The organism is Shinella sp. GW821-FHT10F02 (assembly GCF_058809275.1).
Genome location: NZ_JBXASL010000001.1, coordinates 619,390 through 641,216, shown reverse-complemented (window position 1 = coordinate 641,216; position 21,827 = coordinate 619,390). Strand labels below are relative to the sequence as shown.

The 21,827-nt window shown below is 62.6% G+C and carries 20 protein-coding genes; 11 read left to right on the top strand and 9 right to left on the bottom strand.

Translation table 11 applies throughout. The features are described 5' to 3' along the window. Positions 1-2: 2 nt before the first annotated feature. From AC1RWL_RS02940 to AC1RWL_RS02930, 3 genes are all read right to left on the bottom strand, one after another. Positions 3-1,256 carry a sugar ABC transporter permease gene (locus AC1RWL_RS02940; RefSeq protein ID WP_439615510.1) on the bottom strand — a complete coding sequence of 418 codons (1,254 nt, stop codon included), beginning with the start codon at positions 1,254-1,256 and terminating at the stop codon, positions 3-5. Then, positions 1,253-2,074: an ATP-binding cassette domain-containing protein gene (locus tag AC1RWL_RS02935; protein WP_493093334.1), complete on the bottom strand. Its 822-nt coding sequence runs from the start codon at positions 2,072-2,074 to the stop codon at positions 1,253-1,255. Before AC1RWL_RS02935 ends, AC1RWL_RS02940 begins: the two co-directional genes overlap by 4 nt. 80 nt (positions 2,075-2,154) lie before the next feature. Then, positions 2,155-3,201, bottom strand: a complete 1,047-nt coding sequence (locus AC1RWL_RS02930) for an ABC transporter substrate-binding protein (RefSeq protein WP_439623028.1) — start codon at positions 3,199-3,201, stop codon at positions 2,155-2,157. Between the two features lie 283 nt (positions 3,202-3,484). On the opposite strand from AC1RWL_RS02930, the gene AC1RWL_RS02925 reads away from it, so the two are divergent. The 10 genes from AC1RWL_RS02925 (at position 3,485) to AC1RWL_RS02880 (ending at position 14,359) form a co-directional block, all read left to right on the top strand. Next, a complete protein-coding gene (locus tag AC1RWL_RS02925) occupies positions 3,485-4,504 on the top strand; it encodes a LacI family DNA-binding transcriptional regulator (protein WP_493093335.1) in 1,020 nt (339 codons plus the stop codon). Between the two features lie 273 nt (positions 4,505-4,777). Next, complete coding sequence (locus tag AC1RWL_RS02920) at positions 4,778-5,998, top strand: transporter substrate-binding domain-containing protein (RefSeq protein ID WP_493093336.1); 1,221 nt, start codon at positions 4,778-4,780, stop codon at positions 5,996-5,998. Continuing rightward, positions 5,995-6,585 (top strand): ANTAR domain-containing response regulator, encoded by a 591-nt coding sequence (locus AC1RWL_RS02915; protein ID WP_493093337.1) that lies wholly within the window; start codon positions 5,995-5,997, stop codon positions 6,583-6,585. The genes AC1RWL_RS02920 and AC1RWL_RS02915 overlap by 4 nt, the downstream gene beginning before the upstream one ends. A 26-nt stretch (positions 6,586-6,611) precedes the next feature. Then, positions 6,612-7,505, top strand: a complete 894-nt coding sequence (locus AC1RWL_RS02910) for a proline iminopeptidase-family hydrolase (RefSeq protein WP_493093338.1) — start codon at positions 6,612-6,614, stop codon at positions 7,503-7,505. A 73-nt stretch (positions 7,506-7,578) separates the two neighbouring features. After that, positions 7,579-9,276 carry an ABC transporter substrate-binding protein gene (locus tag AC1RWL_RS02905; RefSeq protein ID WP_493093339.1) on the top strand — a complete coding sequence of 566 codons (1,698 nt, stop codon included), beginning with the start codon at positions 7,579-7,581 and terminating at the stop codon, positions 9,274-9,276. Between the two features lie 77 nt (positions 9,277-9,353). Beyond that, the gene (locus AC1RWL_RS02900; RefSeq protein ID WP_493093340.1) at positions 9,354-10,382 is read left to right on the top strand and encodes an ABC transporter permease; all 1,029 of its coding nucleotides are present in this window, start codon (positions 9,354-9,356) and stop codon (positions 10,380-10,382) included. 11 nt (positions 10,383-10,393) lie between these two features. Then, positions 10,394-11,365, top strand: a complete 972-nt coding sequence (locus AC1RWL_RS02895) for an ABC transporter permease (protein WP_435264563.1) — start codon at positions 10,394-10,396, stop codon at positions 11,363-11,365. A 3-nt stretch (positions 11,366-11,368) separates the two neighbouring features. Further along, positions 11,369-12,394 (top strand): ABC transporter ATP-binding protein, encoded by a 1,026-nt coding sequence (locus AC1RWL_RS02890; RefSeq protein ID WP_493093341.1) that lies wholly within the window; start codon positions 11,369-11,371, stop codon positions 12,392-12,394. Next, positions 12,391-13,380, top strand: a complete 990-nt coding sequence (locus AC1RWL_RS02885) for an ABC transporter ATP-binding protein (protein WP_493093342.1) — start codon at positions 12,391-12,393, stop codon at positions 13,378-13,380. The genes AC1RWL_RS02890 and AC1RWL_RS02885 overlap by 4 nt, the downstream gene beginning before the upstream one ends. Positions 13,381-13,414: 34 nt before the next feature. Further along, complete coding sequence (locus AC1RWL_RS02880; RefSeq protein ID WP_493093343.1) at positions 13,415-14,359, top strand: acetamidase/formamidase family protein; 945 nt, start codon at positions 13,415-13,417, stop codon at positions 14,357-14,359. On the opposite strand, the gene AC1RWL_RS02875 is transcribed toward AC1RWL_RS02880, so the two are convergent. Beyond that, complete coding sequence (locus tag AC1RWL_RS02875) at positions 14,356-15,018, bottom strand: TetR/AcrR family transcriptional regulator (RefSeq protein ID WP_493093344.1); 663 nt, start codon at positions 15,016-15,018, stop codon at positions 14,356-14,358. The genes AC1RWL_RS02880 and AC1RWL_RS02875 overlap by 4 nt on opposite strands. A 137-nt stretch (positions 15,019-15,155) precedes the next feature. On the opposite strand from AC1RWL_RS02875, the gene AC1RWL_RS02870 reads away from it, so the two are divergent. Then, positions 15,156-15,896 (top strand): SDR family NAD(P)-dependent oxidoreductase, encoded by a 741-nt coding sequence (locus AC1RWL_RS02870; protein ID WP_493093345.1) that lies wholly within the window; start codon positions 15,156-15,158, stop codon positions 15,894-15,896. A 64-nt stretch (positions 15,897-15,960) separates the two neighbouring features. Here the strand turns inward: AC1RWL_RS02870 and AC1RWL_RS02865 are convergent, their stop codons facing one another. From AC1RWL_RS02865 to AC1RWL_RS02845, 5 genes are all read right to left on the bottom strand, one after another. Continuing rightward, positions 15,961-17,415 (bottom strand): DUF6056 family protein, encoded by a 1,455-nt coding sequence (locus tag AC1RWL_RS02865; protein WP_493093346.1) that lies wholly within the window; start codon positions 17,413-17,415, stop codon positions 15,961-15,963. 31 nt (positions 17,416-17,446) lie between these two features. Then, positions 17,447-18,412 (bottom strand): glycosyltransferase family 2 protein, encoded by a 966-nt coding sequence (locus tag AC1RWL_RS02860; RefSeq protein ID WP_256115030.1) that lies wholly within the window; start codon positions 18,410-18,412, stop codon positions 17,447-17,449. An 8-nt stretch (positions 18,413-18,420) separates the two neighbouring features. Continuing rightward, positions 18,421-18,774: a GtrA family protein gene (locus tag AC1RWL_RS02855; RefSeq protein WP_493093347.1), complete on the bottom strand. Its 354-nt coding sequence runs from the start codon at positions 18,772-18,774 to the stop codon at positions 18,421-18,423. 23 nt (positions 18,775-18,797) lie between these two features. Next, a complete protein-coding gene (locus AC1RWL_RS02850; protein WP_493093348.1) occupies positions 18,798-19,967 on the bottom strand; it encodes a hypothetical protein in 1,170 nt (389 codons plus the stop codon). A 316-nt stretch (positions 19,968-20,283) separates the two neighbouring features. After that, the gene (locus AC1RWL_RS02845; RefSeq protein WP_493093349.1) at positions 20,284-21,516 is read right to left on the bottom strand and encodes a polysaccharide pyruvyl transferase family protein; all 1,233 of its coding nucleotides are present in this window, start codon (positions 21,514-21,516) and stop codon (positions 20,284-20,286) included. Positions 21,517-21,827: the final 311 nt, after the last annotated feature.

The window sequence follows — 21,827 nt, the reverse complement described above, 5'->3', positions numbered from 1 at the left end:
CGTTAGGCGCGACCGTGGCTGACACGGGAGCGACGGGCAAGCGAATCGACGATAACCGCAATGGCGAGAACGCCGCCGGTGATCATATAGCGCAGAGACGACGAGAGGTTGAGCAGGGTCAACCCGTTCGAGATCGCCTGGATGACGATGATGCCGAGCAGAGCCGAATAGGCGCTGCCGCGACCGCCGAACAGGCTGGTACCCCCGATGACCGCCGCGGCGATCGCGTTGAGGTTCACGTCGCCTGTGCCGGCCTGCTGGCTGGACGAGGCAAGCCGCGAGGCCGAGAGGATGCCGCCGAGCGCCGCGAGCGTCGAGCACAGCATGAAGGCGCTCATATAGATGCGGCGGACATTGATGCCGGAGCGGCGTGCGGCCTCCTTGTTGCCGCCGACGGCAAACATGGAGCGGCCCCATTTGGTGCGCGTCAGCGCATAGTTGAGGATCACGGCGAGCGCGATGAACAGCGCGAACATCCACGGAATGCCGCGGCCGAGATTGAGGTAGAAGACGGCGGCTTCCAGCACCACCGTCAGCACGACGGCCTTCAGGATCAGCGCCCGCATCGGCTGGGCGGAGAGGTTCGCGGCAAGACGCTGGGTGCGGGTGCGCAGTCCCCGGCCGATCATCACGAGGCCCGGCACGAGCGCCAGCGTATAGGACAGCCAGTCCGGCATGATCAGGATCTGACCGAAGCGCACGAGCGGCGAGGCATAGGGCAAGTTGATCGAGCCGGTCGGGCCGAGGATGTAGAGCTGCAGCCCGAGGAGCGCCAGCAGGCCGGCAAGCGTTGCCACGAAGCTCGGCATGCCGAGGCGGTTATAGAGCATGGCATAAAGCATGCCGACGCCCGCACCCACCACCAGCGCGACGATGATCGCGCCCGCGACCGGCCAGCCCATATTGACCCAGATGACGCCGACCAGGGCCGAGGCGAGCCCGCTCATGGAGCCGACGGAGAGGTCGATTTCGCCGAGCACCAGCACGCAGACGATTCCGAGCGAAATGACGCCGACCGTGGCGCAGTCGAACAGCAGGTTCACCAGGTTGTTCGGAGCCAGGAAGATCGGGTTCAGCGCGGAAAAGACGATGGAGATGACGACGAGGCCGACGGCGACCGGCAGCATGCCGAGGTCGCCGGAGCGCACGCGGTCGATGAAACCTTTCGCCATGGCGGAAAGGCTGTCGTCGTGGCGCACGCGCTCATCACTGCGGTCGAGCGTCGGCATGGATTTGTTGGAAGGGTTCTGGCTCATGCGGTTCCCCCGGTGCTTTCCTGCATGTGGCCGGACTTGCGGTCTGCGCGGCGCGAGACGGAATTGTCCGTGGCGCCCGTGATGGCGGAGACGAGCTCCTGGCTCGATGAATCCGGCGTGAAGATGCCGTTGTTGCGCCCCAGCCGCAGTACGACGATGCGGTCGGCGACGGCGCGCACGTCTTCCATGTTGTGGCTGATGATGATGACGCCGAGGCCGCGGTCGCGCACGCGCTCGATGAGGTTCAGCACCTCCGCGGTCTGCGCGACGCCGAGCGCCGCCGTCGGTTCGTCCAGCATGATGAGCCGCGGATTGAGCAGCAGCGAGCGGGCAATGGCGACCGTCTGCCGCTGGCCGCCGGAGAGCGAGGCGATGGGCTCGCGCACGGAAGGAATGCGCGCGGCAAGCTCGCGCAGCAAGGTCCAGGCCCGCACTTCCATGGCCACTTCGTCGAGCGCCCAGGGCGACATTTCGTGGCCGAGGAAGAGGTTCGCCACGACGTCGAGGTTTTCGCAGAGTGCCAGGTCCTGGAACACCGTGGCGATGCCGAGATCCAGCGCCTTGGCGGGGCTGTCGAGCGTCACCTGCTCGCCGCAGAACTCGATCGTGCCGGAGGATGCCTGGTGCACGCCGGCCAGCACCTTGACCAGCGTCGACTTGCCCGCACCGTTGTCGCCGACGAGGGCGACGACTTCGCCGGCCTTCACGTCGAGATCGATATCCGTCAAGGCGGATACGGCACCGAAATTCTTGGATATGCCGCTAAGGCGCAGCACGGATTCTCCCTTGGCGGGAATGTTTTGAAGCGTGGCTGTCATGGCCTCTGGAACCTCTAGGGCTGACCTCGACTGATCGGGTGTCCGGCCGCGTCAAACGGCCGGACACGGGAATGGGCAGATTAGTTGATGATGCCGAGTTTGCGGCAACCTTCAACATATTCGCCGGTGCAGACTTCTTCCGGCTTGTTGATGCCCTTGTCGAAGATTTCAGCCTTGATGTTCTCCGCCGTCACGACCGCCGGCACGAAAAGCTGCGAAGGCGTTTCGTAGAGCTTGTGGGTCGCTTCCGGGGTTTCGCCCTTGAGCAGCTTCACCGCAACGCCGGCCGCAGCCGCCGCAACGATTTCGGAGGGCTTGGAGATCGTGTTGTACTGGTCGCCCGAGATGATCAGCTGGAGCGCTGCGATCGTCGCGTCGTTGCCGGTGACCGGCGGCATTTCCTTCACGCCGGCCGCCTTCAGCGCCGCGATCGCACCGCCGCCCGTGCCGTCGTTCGCCGCTACGATGCCGACGATCTGGTCGCCGAAGCGGGTGATCTGGCCGGCCGCCCATTCCTGTGCCTTCGGCGGCGCCCAGTCCGGCGTGTCGAATTCGGCAAGCGTCTTGTAGGGCGAGGCGTCGAGCGCGGAATCGATGCCGTCGCGGATGAGGCCGGCGGCCGCGTCGGTCGGCGAGCCGTTGATCTGGAGCACGCCGGCACCGTCCGCAACGCCCTTGGCCTTCAGGTGGTCGACCAGCGACTGCGCGATGGCCTTGCCGATGCCCTGGTTGTCGAAGGAGACGTAGTAGTCGGCCGGCTTGTCGGGGATCGGGCGGTCATAGGCGATGACCTTGACGTCCTGCGACTGGGCGATCTCGACCAGCGCTGCGGCAGCGGCGGAATCGACCGGGTCGAGCACGACGACCTTGGCGCCCTGCGCGATCACCGAGTTGAACTGCTGCTGCTGGAGGGCGACGTCCGCATTGGCATTCTGGTAGATCACGGTGCAGCTCGGGCACAGCTTTTCCATCTCGGCCTTGAAGCCGGGATAGTCGTGCTGCTCGTAGCGGGTCGAGGCCTGGTCGGGCATCAGGAAGGCGACGGTTGCACCTTCCTGGGCAAGGGCGGCGCTGCCGAGCGACAGGACGAGACCGGTCGATGCGAGCAAAAGGGTAAGCGTCTTCATTGGGTTCCTCCACGGTTGATTTTTCAAGTTCACGTTCGCCGGCGTCCTCAAGCCGACAAGGGCGACAGGACCGACGCCTTCCGCGCACCAAAGCGCGCAGATCATCGTTCGCTGCGGGGATGCCGCAACGTCCGGTTCGTCGATGCTCCGTCTGACTCCTCCCTTGGGTCAGCCTTGCTGTTCAGGCAACTTCATCGATGGAGCATGCTTGCTCAATCGATGAAGCAAGAATTGCCACCAATCGCCATTGGTGTCAAGGTGGCTCTCGAAACGGAGATGAAATGTGAACCGGACGACGCAGACGAAAAGGACGACCATCTATGATCTGGCGGAGCTGGCGGGCACCTCGGCCAGCGCCGTGAGCGCCGTTCTGAACGGCAACTGGAAGAAGCGCCGTATCAGCGCCAAGCTTGCTGAAAAGATCACCAAGCTCGCCGAGGAGCAGGGCTACGCGCTCAACATGCAGGCAAGCGTGCTGCGCCGGGACCGGTCGAAAATCATCGGCATGATCGTGCCCAAATACGACAACCGCTATTTCGGCTCGATCGTCGAACAGTTCGAGGCGCTGGCGCGCGAACGCGGCCTGTTTCCGATCATCACCTGCACGATGCGCGACCCGGCGCTGGAGCTGGAAGCCGCGCGCGCCATGCTGTCCTACCAGGTCGACTGCCTGATCGCGACGGGCGCCACCGACCCGGACCGCGTCATGGAACTCTGCGCTTCCGCCGGCGTGCGCACCATCAACCTCGACCTGCCCGGCGCCCGCGCGCCCTCCGTCATCTCCGACAATTACGGCGGCGCGCTGGAGCTGACGCGCCGGGTGCTTGCCAATTGCGAGAAGGAATATGGCGAGAAGACCCCTCTCCTCTTCGTCGGCGGCCGCGGCACGGACCACAACACGATGGAGCGCGTGCGCGGCTTTCGCGACGCCCATGCGGAGGCCGGCGTCGCCGTCGACGACACGCTCGTGCAAACCGTCGGCTACGCCCCCGAAAAGGCGGAGAACGCCATGCGCCAGCTTGCCGAACGCATGAGCCCACTGCCGCGCGGCATGTTCGTCAACTCGACGATTTCGCTGGAAGGCGTGATGCGCTGGATCCGTCGTTCCGGCCACTATGCCGACCGCGTGCCGCAACTCGGCTGCTTCGACTGGGACCCCTTCGTCGCCATGCTCGGCGACCATATCGAGATGGTGCGCCAGGACGTGTCGAAAATGCTGGAAGCCGTCTTCGGCATCATCGATTCCGGCGCAACCGAGCTCACCGTGGTGCAGATCCCGCCGATCGTCGAGAAGATGGGGTGATCTGGCGGCTAGCCTTGCGCACCCATCGCGACAGGTCGATATCGAGGCAAAACAGCGCTCGCAAGAGATGCAATCAGCCTTTTATTTATGCAAAGAAAACAATTGACTACAAAGCAGCCGTATTCTAGCTTTTTCTTCGAAAACGGCAGACGCTGCCACGGCAAATGAGCCCCGATACCGCACGACCTGCGGTGCGGGGTTTTTTTGTTTCGGGCACTCGGCCGACCTCATGGATCGAGGTTGAAGCGTGGACGGGAACCGGGCGATGCAGCCATGGGAAATGCCGATGAACGCGAAACGGCGCGGGCAGCCAGTGCCGCGGGGGCAGTCGCGATGAAGCGCGAGACGGTGCCGGTTTCCATCCTCTATTCGACGACCGGGGCCTATGCGGATGTCGGCCGGCAAGCCGTCGCCGGCGCGTTTGCGGCCATATCCGAGATCAATGCGGATGGCGGCTTCTCCTTCCGCATCGAGCCGAAGATCGACGATCCGGCCGGACGGGCGGAACGCTACGCGCTCCTGTCCGAAGCGGCGATCCGCCAGCATGGCTGTCGCCATGTCATCGGCACCATCACCTCGTGGAGCCGCAAGGACGTGCTGCCGGCGATCGAGCGCCATGGCGCGCTGCTCTGGTATGCTTTTCCCTATGAGGGCTACGAGGCGAGCGACAGCGCCATCTATCTCGGCGCCTGTCCAAACCAGCACCTGCTGCCGCTGTTCGACCATGTGCTGCCGCGCTACGGACGCCGCCCCTTCATTGTCGGCTCGAACTACATCTGGGGCTGGGAAATCAGCCGCATTGCGCGCGAGATGACCGAGGCGGTCGGTGGGCAGGTGGTGTCCGAGCGCTTCGTCCCGCTCGGTTCCGTCGAGGTCGACCACCTGATTGCGGAAATCGCGCAAAAGAAGCCCGACTTCATCCTGAGCAACCTCGTCGGGGAATCGGCCACGGCTTTCCTGGCCGCCTATGACGTGCTGCGCGGCGGAGACCCGTCCGCCCCGCCGGTCGTGGCCTGCAACCTTTGTGAGATCGAGCTTGGCGGCCTTACTCCTTCCGCCTCTGCCGGGCACATTTCGGCATCGCCCTATTTCAACCGGCTGGACACCGCCGAAAACCGCGATTTCAAAGCGCGCATGGCGTTGCGCCACGGCAGTGACCACCGACTGACGACGCCTTTCGTGGCCGCCTATATGAGCGTGTCGATCCTTGCCCAGGCGATGCAGGACGCGGCAACAGATGCGCCGGACGCGATCCGCCGCGTCGTCACCTCCCGGCTCTTCGATACGCCGCTCGGCCCCATCGCCATCAATCCGCGCACCCACCATGCGGCGCTGCGCCCGCACCTGGCGATCTCGAATGCGGACGGCGAATTCGAGATCTTCCACAGCGCCGCAAGCCCGGTCGAGGCCGATCCCTATCTGGTGCATTCGCTCAGCCAGCCGCTTGCCGCCAGCGAAGCCACCGCTGACACCATGCTGAAGGTGATCAAATGAGCCGCGCGGACCGCCCTTCCCTGGCGACGTGGCGCGCCGTCATCCTGCACCGGGAGCACCCTTCCGTGGATGCCCTGAAGCGGCAGCTCGAAATGCTGCATATCCGCGTCACCGTCGTCTGGCCGCAGATCGACGAGGCCGATGTGGCAAGCGACATCGTCTTCTTCGATGCGGATATGGGCCATGACGGCCAGTTTCCCTGGCCACCCGGTTTTGCGCCCATGCCGATGATCGCGCTCATCGGCTCCGAGGCGCCCGGCCGCATCGAATGGGCGCTGGCGCAGGGCTCCAACGCGCATCTGCTCAAGCCGATCGGCTCCACCGGCGCCTACAGCGCGCTGCTGATTGCCACGCACGCCTATCAGGTCGCGCGCAGGCAGGCGGAGGATATCCGTGCGCTCGAAGACAGGCTGCGCCAGCGGCCGATCGTCGTGCGGGCGATCCTGCGGCTCATTCAGCAGGAGCGGCTCGACGAGGCCGGCGCGTGGAAGCGCCTGCGCAAGATCGCCATGGACTGGGGCATGACCATCGAGGAGACGGCGGACGCCATCTGCCGCGACGACCGGCGCACGAAAAGCGGCGCCTGAGGGACAATGGAGAAGGAGCATGACGCGTGTCGATCACTGAAGGCTACGCCCCCTATGGGGACTACAAGACCTGGTACCGCATCACGGGGGATCTGGCCTCCGGCAAGCCGCCGCTCATCGTCGCCCATGGCGGACCGGGCTGCACGCATGACTATGTCGACAGCTTCAAGGACATAGCCGCGACCGGCCGCGCCGTCATCCACTACGACCAGGTGGGCAACGGCAAATCGACCCACCTGCCGGAAAAGGGCGGGGATTTCTGGACGGTCGATTTCTTCCGCACCGAGCTGCACAACCTGATCGACCATCTCGGCATCCGTGACGCCTATTGCCTGCTCGGCCAGTCCTGGGGCGGCATGCTTGGGGCCGAGTTCGCGCAGGAACGCCCCGCGGGCCTGAAGGCGCTCATCATCGCCAATTCGCCGGCCGCTATGACCACCTGGGTATCGGAAGCCAACCGGCTGCGCGAGGCCCTGCCGCCGGAAGTACAGGCGACGCTGCTGCGCCATGAACAGGCCGAAACCACCGACAGCGCGGAATACATGGAGGCGACGGAGGTCTTCAACCAGCGCCATGTCTGCCGCGTCGTGCCCATGCCGCCGGAGGTCAAGCGCACCTTCGATGCCATTGCCGACGACCCGACCGTCTATCACACGATGAACGGCCCGAACGAGTTCCACGTCATCGGCACGATGAAGGACTGGTCGATCGTCGGCCGGCTTTCGACCATCGAAGCCCCGACGCTGCTGATCTCCGGCCATTTCGACGAGGCGACGAAAGCCTGCGTCCAGCCCTATGCCGAGGAGATCCCGGACGTGCGCTGGCGCATCTTCGAACAGTCGAGCCACATGCCGCATGTCGAGGAGCGCGAGGCCTGCATGGCCGAAGTCGCCGGCTTCCTCGACGAAAAGGCACCCTGACCATTCCAGAAGAAGAAACCGCGCCCTAACGGCGCGATCACCGACCACCAGAAAACCAGAGGGAAACCGTATCATGACGATATATCTGAAACCTTCCATCCGCCGCGCCGGCCTTCTCGCCGCCGGTATCCTGCTTGCGCAGACGGCGCTCTGCAGCACCGCACTCGCCGACGAGCGCGCCGACCTGATGGCCAAGCACCGCGGCGGCACGATGACGCTTGCAGCCGTTTCGGCCGCCGGCACGATCGATCCGATGATCAACTACACCGCCCAGTTCTGGCAGATCTACCAGATGACCTATGACGGCCTCGTCAAGTTCAAGCAGGCCGGCGGCACCGATGGCTTCGAGATCGTGCCCGCGATCGCGGAAGAAATCCCCCAGCCGACCAATGACGGCAAGACCTATGTCTTCAAGATCCGCAAGGGCATCAAGTTCTCCAACGGCAAGGACGTGACGCCGTCCGACGTCGTCGCCTCGTTCCAGCGCATCTTCAAGGTCAAGGGTCCGACCACCGGCAGCTTCTACAACGGCATCGTCGGCTCCGACAAATGCATCGCGGACGCCGCGACCTGCACGCTCGACGGCGGGGTCGTGGGCGACGATGCGGCCGGTACGGTGACGATCAACCTCACGGCGCCGGATTCGGAAATCTTCTCCAAGCTCGCCGTGCCGCACGCCTCCATCCTGCCGGCCGATGCGCCGCTGGCGGACGCCGGCACCACGCCGATTGCCGGCACGGGCGCCTATTATTTCGAGAGCTACAATCCCACCGAACAGCTCGTCATGAAGCGCAATCCGCACTTCAAGGAATGGAGCGCGGACGCGCAGCCGGACGGCTATGCCGACGAGATCATCTACAAGTTCGGCCTGACCGAAGAGGCGATGATCAACGCGATCATCAACGGCCAGATCGACTGGATGTACGACACGCCGCCCTCCGACCGCCTGCCGGAAATCGGCGCGAAATATGCCAGCCAGATCCATATCGACCCGCTGGCCGCCTTCTGGTACGCGCCGATGAACACCAACCTCGCGCCCTTCGACAACATCAAGGTGCGCCAGGCCGTGAACTATGCGCTCGACCGCGACGCGCTCGTCGGCCTGTTCGGCGGCGAAGTTCTCGCCCAGCCAACCTGCCAGATCCTGCCGCCGGACTTCCCGGGCCATGTGGATGATTGCCTCTACACCACGGAGGCAAGCCCGGAATGGATCGGTGCCGACATGGAGAAGGCCAAGCAGCTCGTCGAGGAATCCGGCACGAAGGGCCAGAAGGTTACGGTCATTGCCGAGGACAACGCCACTTCGCGCGGCGTCGGCACCTATATCCAGAGCGTGCTGTCGGAACTCGGCTACGATGCCTCGATGAAGGCCGTCTCGCCGAACATCCAGTTCACCTACATCCAGAACACCAGCAACAATGTCCAGATCAGCATCTCGCAATGGTACATGGACTATCCGGCGGCATCGAACTTCCTCAACGTGCTGCTCTCCTGCGCATCCTTCACGCCGGGCAGCGACGCTTCCATCAACATTTCGGGCTACTGCAACAAGGATCTCGATGCCAAGATGCAGGAAGCGATGACCCTTGCGCTGACCGATGCCGATGCGGCGAATGCCAAATGGGCGGAAGTCGACAAGGGCTTCATGGAACAGTCGCCGATCGCACCGCTCTTCACGCCGAAAAGCGTGAACTTCACCTCGGCACGGCTCGGCAACTATCTGTTCAACAAGCAGAACCGCTGGATCACCTCACAGTCCTGGGTGAAGTGAGGCTCACCTGAAAATGCCTCAGCGGGCGGCAAGACCCTCTGCCGCCCGCACGCCGCATTCAGCCGATCAGGAAACAGATGACCGATATTACCGAGGCCATACGCGTCGATGCGCCAGCCGTCTCCTCCCGCCCGTCCTCCGGCCCATGGCGACGCGCCTGGCATATCCTGAAGCGCGACCGCGCGACACTGCTCGCAGCCGCGGTCTTCGTGCTGATCATCCTGTCGGCGCTGGCGGCACCGCTCTACGCCCGCTACGTCTCCGGCACCGATCCGTTCCGTTCCAATCTCAGCGCGCGCATCATGGTCGACGGCAAGCGCGTGAAGGTGATGCAGGCTTCGACCGAGGGGCTTGGCCTCGGCGTCACGCCGATCGGGCCGACCTGGGGGGCGCAATATCTGCTCGGCGCCGACACGCAGGGCCGCGATGTCGCCGCGCGCCTGCTCTATGGCGGGCGCAACTCGCTGCTGATTGCCGCCTCCGCCACCGTCATCTGTCTCTGTCTTGCCGCCATCGTCGGCATTTCTGCCGGCTTCTTCGGCGGCTGGGTGGACAAGATCCTGTCGCGTATCCTCGATATCCTCTGGGCATTCCCGGTCTACCTGCTGGCGATCTCGCTCTCCATCGTGCTGATCTCGCAGGGCATCGTCATCGGGCCGATAGAGATCGGCTCGGATAGCTTGCTTCTGCCGATCTTCATCATCGGCATCATCTATGTGCCCTATGTCGCGCGCCCCTTACGCGGTCGCGTACTGTCCTTGAAGCAGAGCGAATTCGTGCTGGCTGCGCGCGGGCTCGGCATTCCGGCCTGGCGCATCCTGCTCTACGATATCCTGCCCAATGTCTCGACCATGCTCATCGTCTTCGTTCCGCTGATGATGGGGCTCAACATCATCACGGAATCCTCGCTGTCCTTCCTGTCGATCGGCGTGCAGGCGCCGGATGCGAGCTGGGGCACAATCATCCAGGACGGCCAGACCCTGCTCTACACGCGCCCGGTCGTGGCGCTGGCGCCCGGCATCGCCATCGTGCTGACGGTGCTGTCTCTCAACGTCTTGGGCGACAGCCTGCGTGACGCGCTCGATCCGCGCACCAAACTGATCTGAGGAGGCTTTTCATGTTTTTCGCCATCCTGCAGCGCCTCGGCCAGATGCTCTTCGTGATGTTCGGCATCTCCGCGCTCGTCTTCCTCATCTTCTTCGCCACCCCCGGCTCCGACCCCGCCGCCCGCCTTGCCGGCCGCAATGCCTCGCAGGAGACCGTCGAGGCCATCCGCAAGGAATTCGGCTTCGACCGGCCGCTGCCCGTTCAATACGTCGTCATGATGAAGCGGCTCTTCGTGACGCAGGACCTCACCTCCTTCGTCAACCGCGGCTATCGCATCGTGCCGGCGGTGGTCGCCGCCGCGCCCGTCACGATCTCGCTGGTTGCGGGTGCTGCGATACTCTGGATCGTCGGCGGCATTTTCGTCGGCGTGATCGCGGCGCTGACGCGCGACACGTTGATTGATCGCGGCCTGATGGCGCTCGCGCTGATCGGGGTGTCCATGCCGGTCTACTGGCTGGGCGAGGTGATGAACCTGATCAGCCAGAGCCGTTTTCACGACACCTGGATGTTCTCGTGGGTGCCGGCGCTCGGCTACAAGCCGCTGATGGAAGACCCCATCGGCTGGTTCAAGACGCTGGTCATTCCATGGTTCACGCTGGCGGCCCTCTATATCGGCATCTACGGCCGGGTACTCCGCGCCAACCTCGTCGAGGCCTATCAGGAAGACTTCATCCGCACCGCCCGCGCCAAGGGCCTGTCCCCGGCGCGCGTCATGGTGCGCCACGCGCTGCGCACGTCGCTCATACCCTTCGTCACCATGTTCGGGTTGGATTTCGGCGTGCTAGTCGGCGGCGCGGCCTTGCTGACGGAGGTCGTCTTCGGCCTCAACGGCGTCGGCCGCCTCACCTACCAGGCGCTGCTCAATCTCGACCTGCCGATGATCCTCGGCACCGTGATGTACGCCTCCTTCTTCGTCGTCGTCGCCAATGCGCTGGTCGACGTGGTCTATGTGCTGATCGACCCACGGGTCAGGGGAAACTGACGCATGGTGCAGCAGGACAAACCAATCCTCCTCGACGTCAATGGGCTGTCGGTCTCGTTTGCCAGCGACCGCGGCCTGGTGCAGGCCGTGCGTGATGTGTCGTTCCGCGTCCACGAGGGCGAAATCCTCTCCATCGTCGGTGAATCCGGCTCCGGCAAATCGGTGACTCTGCTCTCCCTGCTCGGCCTGCACGACAGGAAGGCCACGCGCGTGGAAGGCTCCGTCTCCTTCCGGGGCAAGCCGATCCTCGACCTGCCGGCGAGCCGGATGCGGGCGATCCGCGGCAAGGAAATCGGCCTGATCTCGCAGGACCCGATGACGGCGCTGACGCCGGTCTACACGATCGGCTGGCAGATCGCCGAGCAGATTCGCGCGCACGAAAACATATCGGCCCGCGCCGCCCGCCGCCGTGCCATCGAACTGCTCGGCGAGGTCGGCCTGTCCAATCCCGGCGAAGCGGTCGATCGCTATCCGCACCAGTTGTCCGGCGGCATGCGCCAGCGTGCCGTCATCGCCATGGCGCTCTCCTGCAATCCCGTCCTCCTCGTTGCGGACGAGCCGACCACGGCGCTGGACGTCACCGTGCAGGCCCAGGTGATCGACCTGCTTTTGCGCCTGCGCAAGGATTTCGGTTCCGCCATCATCCTTATCACCCACGACATGGGCGTCGTGGCCGAAGTCGCCGAACAGGTGGCGGTGATGTATGCCGGGCGCATCGTCGAGCGCGGACGCACCGAGGAAATCTTCTCGGCGCCGCTCCACCCCTATACCTGGGGCCTCATGGCCTCCATTCCGCCGCTCACCGGGCCGCGGCTCACCAAGCTGCGCTCGATCCCCGGCATGCCGCCGACGCCCGAGACGGTTCCGGACGGCTGCGGCTTTGCACCGCGCTGCGCCTTCGCCCGGCCCATCTGCGCCGAGCGGCCGCCCTTGCAAAAGGTGGGCGGACAGGCAGCGCTCTGCGTCATCGACGATGACGAGCGACCAGCGCTCCGCCGCGCCGCCCTTCCGCAGGAGGAACTTGCATGAATGCCGAAATGCTGGTCTCGAAGCCGCTGCTCACGGCGCACAAGCTCACCAAGAATTTCGTCGTCGGCAAGACCATCCGCCCCGGCTCGGGCCGCGTCCTGCATGCCGTCGATGCCATCGATCTCGACGTATATCCGACTGAGACGCTCGGCCTCGTCGGCGAATCCGGCAGCGGAAAGTCCACCCTCGGCCGCTGCCTCACCCGGCTCTACGACATCACGGCCGGCGACCTCACCTTCGACGGGCAGGACATCGCCAAGGCAGACGCGGCCGCCCTGAAGCCGGTCCGGCGCAAGATGCAGATGATCTTCCAGGATCCATCGGCCTCGCTCAATCCGCGCCGGCGCATCCGCGACATGCTGTCCGAAGTGCTGCACGTCCATCGCATCCGCGAAGGGGCTGCGGTCGAGGAACGGTTGCAGGAATTGATGGAGCTCGTCGGCCTGCGCCGGGAATATCTCGACCGCTACCCACACGAGTTTTCCGGCGGCCAGCGCCAGCGCATCGGCATTGCCCGCGCGCTTGCCGTGGAGCCGAAGCTGATCGTCGCCGACGAGCCGGTCTCTGCCCTCGACGTTTCGGTGCAGGCGCAGGTGGTGAACCTCTTCGACGAGCTGCGCGAGCGGCTGAACCTCACCTATGTCTTCATCGCGCATGACCTTGCGGTCGTGCGCCATGTCTCGACGCGGGTGGCGGTGATGTATCTCGGCTCGATTGCCGAGACGGGCGAGACGGACGCGCTCTATGCAAGGCCGCACCACCCCTATACGCGCGCCCTGCTTTCCGCCATTCCGCAGCCGCACAACCGGGGCAAGCGTGAGCGCATCCTGCTCACGGGCGAAATTCCAAGCCCGCTGTCGCCACCGCCCGGCTGCAAGTTCTCCACCCGCTGTCCCTATGCCAAGGACATCTGCCGCGAGCAGCGGCCGGAACTCGCCGCCATTGCGACGGGCCGCAAGGTCGCCTGCCATTTTCCGTTGGACTGACCTTCGGCATCCGGAAAGCCAGAAAGGATATCCGATGTGCATCACCTGCACCCACACCATCCACCGCGCCCGGCATCATTTCGGCTGGAACCGGGACTTTGAACCGGCAATCGTCGCGAAATCCGGCGAAACGATCCTGTTCGAATGCCTGGATTCTTCGGGTGGCCAGATCGGCCGCGATGCGACGCTCGAAACCCTGACGGCGCTCGATTTCGCCCGCATCAACCCGGTCACCGGGCCGGTCTACGTGGAAGGCGCCGCACCGGGGGATGCCTTGAAGATCACGCTTCGCGCCTTCCATCCCTCGGGCGCGGGCTGGACTGCCATCATCCCCGGTTTCGGCCTGCTGGCCGACCAGTTCACGGACCCCGCGCTGCATGTCTGGTCCTATGATTCCGGCACGATGGCGCCTGCCGCCTTCGGGCCGAAGGGGCGCGTGCCGCTAAAACCCTTCGCCGGCACCATCGGCGTCGCACTTGCCGAACCGGGCCTGCATTCCGTGGTGCCGCCGCGCCGGGTGGGCGGCAACCTGGATATCCGCGACCTTTCCGCCGGCGTGACGCTCTATCTGCCGGTCGAGGTGGAGGGCGCGCTGCTTTCCATCGGCGATACGCATGCCGCGCAGGGCGACGGCGAAGTCTGCGGCACAGCGATCGAAAGCCGCATGGATGTCGAGGCGACTGTCGAGCTCGTCAAGGATGCCCGCCTGCCCGCGCCGCGCTTCACCACGCCCGGCCCGGTCACCCGCCATCTCGACGGCGCCGGCTATGAAGTGACCACCGGCATCGGCCCCGACCTGATGACCGCCGCGCGCGAGGCTGTCATGCGCATGGTCGATCTGCTGGCCGCCGAACATGGGCTCGATCCGAACGACGCCTATATGCTGTGCTCGGTCTGCGCCGATCTCAGAATCAGCGAGATCGTCGACCTGCCCAACTGGGTGGTGAGCTTCTATTTCCCACGCATCATCTTCGACTAGAAGGAGGCGGCCGCCACCCTGGCGTCGAAACCCGTTATCGCCACATGCGCAACCGCTTCCAGCTCCGCGCGACCCGCTCCGTCGCGCGCCAGAATGGACATGCCGAACTGGACGGTCTGGATGAAACGCGCCAGTGCCGGAACGTCGGCGGCGATCGGAACTTCACCATCCGCCACGGCTTGTTCCAACCGCGCCTCGATACGCTCGAAGGTGACGGCACGGGCGGCGCGGACCAGTTCACCCAACTCCAGATGGCCCTGGCTACCGACAGACGACAGGGCCACCATGCAGCCGGTGGGAATGTCTTCGACACAGCCGGTCAAGACCGCGGCCGAATCCAGCAGGAACGCCGAGATCGCTTCACGCGCGGTGTCCGCTCGCTGGAATTTACCCCAGACGTAAGCCTCGTAGCTCTCACGATAAAACCCCACCGCTTCTACATAGAGCGCTTCCTTTGAACCGAAGGCGGCATAGAGGCTGGGTGAGCCGATCCCCATGGCCTCGGTCAGGTCCGTCATCGACGTGGCCTCGAAACCCTTGAGCCAGAAGAGCCGGGTCGCCTGCGCCAACGCGGCCTTTCGATCGAAGGCGCGCGGGCGCCCCCGTCCGCGGGTCGGCGCGGATTCAATGACTTCAGGGGTTTGGTCCGATTTCTGCATCGATCATTATATAAACCTCCCCAGCCATTTCGACAACTCTCCGAATTTATTGTGCTGATCGATACATAAATACCTTGACGTGCTGCACCCGCATCCCTAGCTAATTCTATGTCGATCACTACAGAAAGGTTTGATCCATGAGTGAATTGTCTGGAAAGCGCGCGCTCGTCACGGGCGGGTCGCGTGGCATCGGTGCCGCGATCGCATTGGCGCTGGCTGAAAAAGGGGCGGATGTAGCGATCACCTACGAACGTTCGGCTGACCGCGCCGCAGAGGTCGTGCGCGAAATCGAGGAGAAGGGCCGCAAAGGGCTGGCCATACAGGCGGATAGCGCCGATCCCGCAGCGGTGAAGCGCTCCGTACAGGAGGCGGCCGAAGCGCTGGGTGGCCTCGACATTCTCGTCAACAATGCCGCCATCGCGCTCTACGATACGATCGCCAATATCAGCGCTGAGCAAATCGATGCGCTGCTGGGCGTCAATGTGCGTTCGCCCATCCTCGCCTCGCAGGCCGCCATTCCCTATCTTCAGGCGGGCGGCCGGATCGTCACGATCGGCTCGGCCGGCGCAGAACGCATAGTCGGCGATACCGGGACCGTCTATTTCATGACGAAATCCGCGCTCCACTCGTTCAACCGGGGCCTTGCGCGCGAACTCGGACCAAGGGATATCACCGTCAACCTGGTGCAGCCTGGCTCGACGAACACGGACATGAACCCCTCCAACGGCGAATTTGCCGACTTTCAACGCGCCCTGATCCCGCTAGGCCGGTATGGCGCGCCGGAAGACGTGGCCGCCGCTGTGGCCTTCCTTGCAAGCCCCGCTGCCCGGCACATCACCGGAACGATCCTCACGGTGGATGGCGGCATGACCACCTGATCGGACAATCCCCCCGTCAACAAAACGGGGGGATTACCTTGGGAAACGGTGGCGCTTCATCAGGCTACTCGCCCGCGACCTTGACCGACTTAACCCCGTAGTATTTTGCGTAGCACTTGTTTTCCCAATAGTCCGGGTCGCCGGTAAGCTCCGGCTTGAAGAACAGGCGCGGAGGACGGGACAGCCTCTTGAAGGTGAGATCCGCGTCATCCGGTGCACTTCTAATCTCCACTTTGCGGGCCTCGATGACCGGGCGGTATTCGGCAAAATTGAACCGGAGATCGTTGATCGCGGCCGATGTATTCGGTGCCGCAATCAGGCTCATCGACAACAGGAGCAACGCGATTGCGGACGTCTGTTTGGGCCAGTTGGCGGGGCCCGCCGATCGACCGCTCAGCCATCTGAGCGCGGCGGGAAGCAGAAGGAAAACAGAGGCGATGAACACGGCAAAGAGCACGTTGGACACGCGGCCCGGCAGGATCGTGCCCTGCGCGAAGGACACGACGAACCTTCCGCAGAACCACGCGAGCAAGGCAACGCAAACAAGAACGGGAAGATTCAGGATCTTATGTTGTGCGCGCGACCCGTCCGGCGCCGAGCTTACCTGACTGCCTTCTCTCCCTATATGCGCCAGCAGTGCAATCGTCAGGAAAATCAGCGCCGGATTTATGATCCAGGCGATGAACGAGTGCTCTGGATCATAAAGAAACGCCAGAATTGCCGGCACCAGACGCATGGAATTTGGAAACTCGCCCGCCGAGCGCACGGCGTTTCCCGGCGCGGACACGGAAATGTACCAGGCGACGACAGCCGCTAAAAACACAGTAGCGAATAGAACCGTGGTACGCCTGTCGCTCCGGAGGATCGCCAGGATCAGTTGCAACGCGCAGAAGGCAACGAAGTAAAGCCCGAGAAGCTCGTTCAAGCCACTCAAAGCGACCGCGCTTACCATGGCAACGCCGGTGAGAAGCAGGTCCATGTTTTTCGAACAAAGACCTCTCGTGACTGCGAGAAGCGATGCCGACGCGATTACTAGGAGAAAAAACGGGAGCTGGTATTCGACGATGCCCGTCGCCCAATACCATAGTTCGCCGATGGACGGCATATAGGCCCAGAAGATTGCCGTGATCGCGAGCGAGATGAAAACGGACGTGGTTCTGTTGATGAGCGGTGACAGGATAACGCGCGCCATGATGTAAAATGAGACAACCGACATCAGGGGCGCGAGCAGCAAAAATACGCTGTAGTTTATCGTATCGATCCCGAGGCGTGGAAATACATAAGGGTAGATCGACATTGCGAGCCAGCGGCCCGTCCACTGCGAATATTGCAGCGTTGCATAGGAATACCAGAATCCCGCCGTCTGCGGCAAACCCGCGCTGCAATAGTCATCCGCAGCAGCCTCTGCCAAAAAAGTATAGGTGAGCGAAAGTATCATTACCAGAATGCAGGAACCTACGATTGCCACCACCGAAAACAGGTAGAAAAAATCCGTTTTCTTCGTTGAAAAATCACGCATTTTACGCCCCTTGCCACAGCCGGCTCACCGGTCAGACTTTTTGACGAAATCCTCCGGGGAAAACTGGTCCGCTTTGGTTTGTGGCCGACTTCCGCACGATGTATCGGGGCCGCATCTTCGTTTCCCGGTATATTCTGCCGATATACTCGCCGATAATGCCGATACCGAGGATCTGGACGCCGCCAAAAAACATGATCGCAGCAAAAATCGAGGGGTAGCCCGGCACGCTATTGCCGAAGAGAAGCTTGTCCAGAACGATCCATGTGCCGTAGATGAAGGCGAGCGTTGAGATGAACAGGCCGATATAGGTCCATATTCTCAAGGGCATGGTCGAAAAACTCGTGATGCCTTCGAGCGCCAGGTTCCACAGCTTCCAGCCATTGAACTTCGTCGTTCCGGCGACGCGCCGGGCTCGTCTGTATTCAACGACTTCGGTACGCCCGCCGACCCAGGAGAGAAGGCCCTTCATAAAGAGGTTTCGCTCCGGCAGGAGCAAGATTTCATCGACGATCGGACGGGATATCAGCCGGAAGTCACCGACATTCTCTTCGATCCTGGTGTCACTGATGAGGTTGTGAATGGCGTAGAATGCCTGCGCCGTTCTTCGTTTTACAAAATTGTCGCTGGACCTGTCCTGGCGCTTGGCAAGCACGACTTCCGCACCGTGCCTCCACTTTTCCAGCATTTTCGGGATGAGCTCGATAGGATCCTGCAGATCCACATCGATGGGGATCACCGCATCGCCTTTTGCGTAGGCTAGGCCCGCAAAGAGCGCCGGCTCCTTTCCAAAATTACGCGTGAAGTCGACGAGCTGGACCAGCGGATCGGTGCTCATGATCTGCTGGACGATTTCCGCAGAATGATCCCAACTCCCGTCATTGACGAAAACGATCTCGATCGACTCATTCTTCAACGCGTCTTGCGACCTTACGGCCGCGTAGAAGATCGGGATCGTCGCCTCTTCATTGTAGATCGGCACAATCAGGGAAATAGACACGCGCCACCTCATCTAAACACGAGAAAACGAGAACAGGCATAACCTGTGATCAGGCTTATTGCGGAGAACATCACCAGGGCTACGATGGCAGGCAACGCCAGATAGTCGGCAAGGCCACCGACCGAATAGGCAATCAGACCGAGGGAGCCGAAGTACAAAACAAACCTTGCGGGCGAAGATTCAGCATGGAAGGTCCACCGGGCATTCGCGAAGAAGCTGAAGGTGACTGCGATGGCGAACGCCGAGACATTCGACCAGCTCTGCGGCATTCCAACCCCCGCATGGAAGATAAAGAACGCCGTCCAGTGAATGGCCGTGTTCAGCACGCCAACGGATGCGTATTTCAAGAACGACGTCAGCATTTGCGACCAGCCTTTGTCATCCCTCACACCACACTTCGCGCGGTTCCGCGCCGTAAGCCGTAGTCGTTCGGGTTGTCCGGGCGTCCGTGCGCCGGTCGCATGCCGGCGTAGAGAAGGCCGGGGATGAGGAACACCGCCATATGCACCCAGGCGATGACGATCTCGTTTGTAAAATGCGTGATGACAAGCATCGCCGGCATGGCGGAGAGCATGTAGAGGATCTGCATGGAGGTGTTGCCCTGCATGGCGCAGGAATAGATCCAGCTCAGAATCCCCGCCACCAATGCAAACTTCAGGCAGCCAAAATAGGAGAACGACGCAAAGGAATCCATCATCCCGGTCGGCGTCGTGCCCGGCAAGGGATCGTAATCCTTCGAGTAGACCGAGGGCGTCTCGATGTAGAGGCTCTCCTTGATCTTGCTTCCGACCAGTTGCGCGGGGACATAGGTGAAGGCAAGTGAATTCCAGTGCGACACGCCAAAGTCATATTCCTGGCTCTCGGAGATCGACGATATGGAAAACACCAGGTTTCGAAACTCCGGCCCGCCCTGCTTCAGGAGCTTTTGCCAATTCTCGACGGGATTGATCTCGAGAACCGCGCGCCAATCGGGCGCGCTGTTGTAATAGGTCGCGGCGCGATACTCCCCGGCACTGACCAGGCCGACCATGGCGAAAACCAGACTTATGGACACGAAAAACCGCGGCACCGCCCATCCTCTGTGAAACCAGATGGCAAGGGAAACCATCAGCGCCAGTTCGGCGGCTTCCGAGCGGCGGCCCGCGATAACGATGCGATCGAAGTAGAAAGCAAGGCCGAAAAGGATGATGCAGAGCGCGAGGGAGGAGCGGCGATGGGCGAAACACAACAGCGCAATCGCGAGCCCATAGGTCAGCATTTTGGCGAAGAACAGATAGGCCACCGCCGTACCGGTCAGAAAGCCGCGAAGGCGCTCCTCGTCGGCAAGCTGACCGAACCGGTAGAAGAAGTAGGCGCCCACCAGTGACAAACCCGCAGCGTAATAAAGCAGGCGCTTTTCACTGAAGACCAGATCGGGTCCCAATTTGGAATGTTTGCCAAGCTGCCACCCGACAGAGCACATGACGAGGCAAAGCCAGGAGAAAAAGATGGCGCCAGACAGCGCGGAATTCTGCGGCATGAAGCGGTCGTCGATCAGGCCCGGGATCTGCGGCAAGACGAATGTCAGGAACATCGCCGCGGCGAGAAAGGGGAAATCGAAGAAGCCGCCGCGTCTCCACAGACCCGAGACGAGCATGGCGATGGACGTGAAGAGCAACAGAACGACGCCAAGCCATGCCATGTCAGCCCCTCGACCCCTGATGCCTCCATGCTGGCAATGACAACCGAGTTAAGCAACTTACTCATCAGGCGTAGGGAATTGCCGCGGACAAAACCCCAGGTACGGTATCGGCGAATGACGGAGATGGAATCCACCTTTGATGGAACCCATCTACCGCTTTTGGATGAAGACGCGGCCGCGGCGATGGCCGTCAGCCAACCGTCGCGTGGGGAATGTAAACGGGCTTGAGCCCTCCAAGGCGGTCGGCGAGGATATTCTCCTGCGCCGTCAACCGTTGGCGGAAATCGGCGTTTGCGCCGAGTATCCGGCTGCGAATGGCCGCTCGATCGTCGAACATCCGCTGGAACTGCCGCTTCAAGAGTTCTAGGTCGAGATCCTCGATATGCTGGCAAAAGTCCCCCAGGCCCATTTCATCCATCAGGGCCTGGTTCTTTTGTGAATATTCGATCGAAATTGCCGGACGGCCGAGCTTCAGGGCACTGACCAGATTATGGTAGCGCGTCACGACGACGGCGCTGGTCTGGTTGATCTCGTCCATCAGGCCACGCAGATCGCTGGTTCGCACCGCCTTGACGCGTTCCTGCCCGGAATGCGTTATTGCGTCGGACGATGCTATCCGTTTGCGCAGATCCTCGACAGCCGGCCAATCCCCGACATCCCCCGTCAAAAGGCGGATATCGTAGCCTTGGTCGAGCAGCCAGGCGATGAACGCCTCCAGTTTTTGCAGGTATGTCTGGTAGATGCCCGCGCCGTTCACATTCGCCTTGAGCCAGCCAAAATAGGACATGACGCCCACGCCGACGACACGAAGGTCGTTGGCAGGATAACGCTCCGAGCCGGGCGGCAGGCTGAAGACGATATCCGGGTACACCCGGTCGTCGCTGACATCGAGGCCAAGGCTTTGCATGAATTGGCGCGAGTTCTTGTCGCGATAGGATCGGTAGCTCGCCATGCGCGCCACGCTGACCAGGAAGAACCGGCTGAGCGGATGCCGGATAGGACCCGCCCCGATGCTGACCAGGAAAATCTTCCGGCGCCAGATCCAGGCTGCCAGACACCATTTGAAGGCCATGAACGGCCAGCCGAAAGGGTTGTCCTGAAAGTCGTCCAGAAAGCCCGTTCCCGGCACGATCAGGATATCCACGGTGCGGGCGGATCGAAACGCGTACCATATGCCCATGATCCGGCGCGGGAGGTGCCAAAGCAGGGCGTCCATCCAGCGGGATACCGGCGTCGCAAAGCCGGCGGGGCTGCTTTCAATGGAGGAAACACCGTGATCCCGCGCCACGGCCTCGGGATTCGGGCAAATGCAGGTTATGGAATCGTCGGGGCGAAAACGGCGCAGGAAAATCAGCATCGAATCCAGGGATGCGTCGTTACCGCTGTTGCCGCATCCAAAGAGCCCGAAAAGCCCGATTTTCATGCCGACCTCCAAGCGGAACGACAAACTCGCCATTGCGGTCGGCAAGCCCGTTCGTGGCGCGCAACACCTCGTATAATGAGGCTTTACTGAAATGACTACCTGTCCTTTCGGCGAATGGCCGGGCGCGTGGGATGGTATCGGGACAGTTAGCGTCAACCGCGGCATAACCCGTTGATTCTATTCCCTTACAGGTGGCGCTTTCGTACGAAGCGACTACCCGGACGACTATTGCCCCTACTCCCTATGGCCGCGTTCCCGTTGTGACCAGTTCATATACTCTGGCATGCTCGCAGCCATTGAGGGCCTTGCAA

Excerpts from the sequence above, each read along its gene's own strand:
- AC1RWL_RS02940 (WP_439615510.1), bottom strand. The coding sequence starts at position 1,256 with ATGAGCCAGAACCCTTCCAACAAATCCATGCCGACGCTCGACCGCAGT.
- AC1RWL_RS02905 (WP_493093339.1), top strand. The coding sequence starts at position 7,579 with ATGACGATATATCTGAAACCTTCCATCCGCCGCGCCGGCCTTCTCGCC.
- AC1RWL_RS02930 (WP_439623028.1), bottom strand. The coding sequence starts at position 3,201 with ATGAAGACGCTTACCCTTTTGCTCGCATCGACCGGTCTCGTCCTGTCG.
- AC1RWL_RS02935 (WP_493093334.1), bottom strand. The coding sequence starts at position 2,074 with ATGACAGCCACGCTTCAAAACATTCCCGCCAAGGGAGAATCCGTGCTG.
- AC1RWL_RS02855 (WP_493093347.1), bottom strand. The coding sequence starts at position 18,774 with ATGCTGACGTCGTTCTTGAAATACGCATCCGTTGGCGTGCTGAACACG.
- AC1RWL_RS02870 (WP_493093345.1), top strand. The coding sequence starts at position 15,156 with ATGAGTGAATTGTCTGGAAAGCGCGCGCTCGTCACGGGCGGGTCGCGT.
- AC1RWL_RS02895 (WP_435264563.1), top strand. The coding sequence starts at position 10,394 with ATGTTTTTCGCCATCCTGCAGCGCCTCGGCCAGATGCTCTTCGTGATG.
- AC1RWL_RS02900 (WP_493093340.1), top strand. The coding sequence starts at position 9,354 with ATGACCGATATTACCGAGGCCATACGCGTCGATGCGCCAGCCGTCTCC.
- AC1RWL_RS02920 (WP_493093336.1), top strand. The coding sequence starts at position 4,778 with ATGGGAAATGCCGATGAACGCGAAACGGCGCGGGCAGCCAGTGCCGCG.
- AC1RWL_RS02875 (WP_493093344.1), bottom strand. The coding sequence starts at position 15,018 with ATGCAGAAATCGGACCAAACCCCTGAAGTCATTGAATCCGCGCCGACC.
- AC1RWL_RS02915 (WP_493093337.1), top strand. The coding sequence starts at position 5,995 with ATGAGCCGCGCGGACCGCCCTTCCCTGGCGACGTGGCGCGCCGTCATC.
- AC1RWL_RS02845 (WP_493093349.1), bottom strand. The coding sequence starts at position 21,516 with ATGAAAATCGGGCTTTTCGGGCTCTTTGGATGCGGCAACAGCGGTAAC.
- AC1RWL_RS02880 (WP_493093343.1), top strand. The coding sequence starts at position 13,415 with ATGTGCATCACCTGCACCCACACCATCCACCGCGCCCGGCATCATTTC.
- AC1RWL_RS02865 (WP_493093346.1), bottom strand. The coding sequence starts at position 17,415 with ATGCGTGATTTTTCAACGAAGAAAACGGATTTTTTCTACCTGTTTTCG.
- AC1RWL_RS02885 (WP_493093342.1), top strand. The coding sequence starts at position 12,391 with ATGAATGCCGAAATGCTGGTCTCGAAGCCGCTGCTCACGGCGCACAAG.
- AC1RWL_RS02890 (WP_493093341.1), top strand. The coding sequence starts at position 11,369 with ATGGTGCAGCAGGACAAACCAATCCTCCTCGACGTCAATGGGCTGTCG.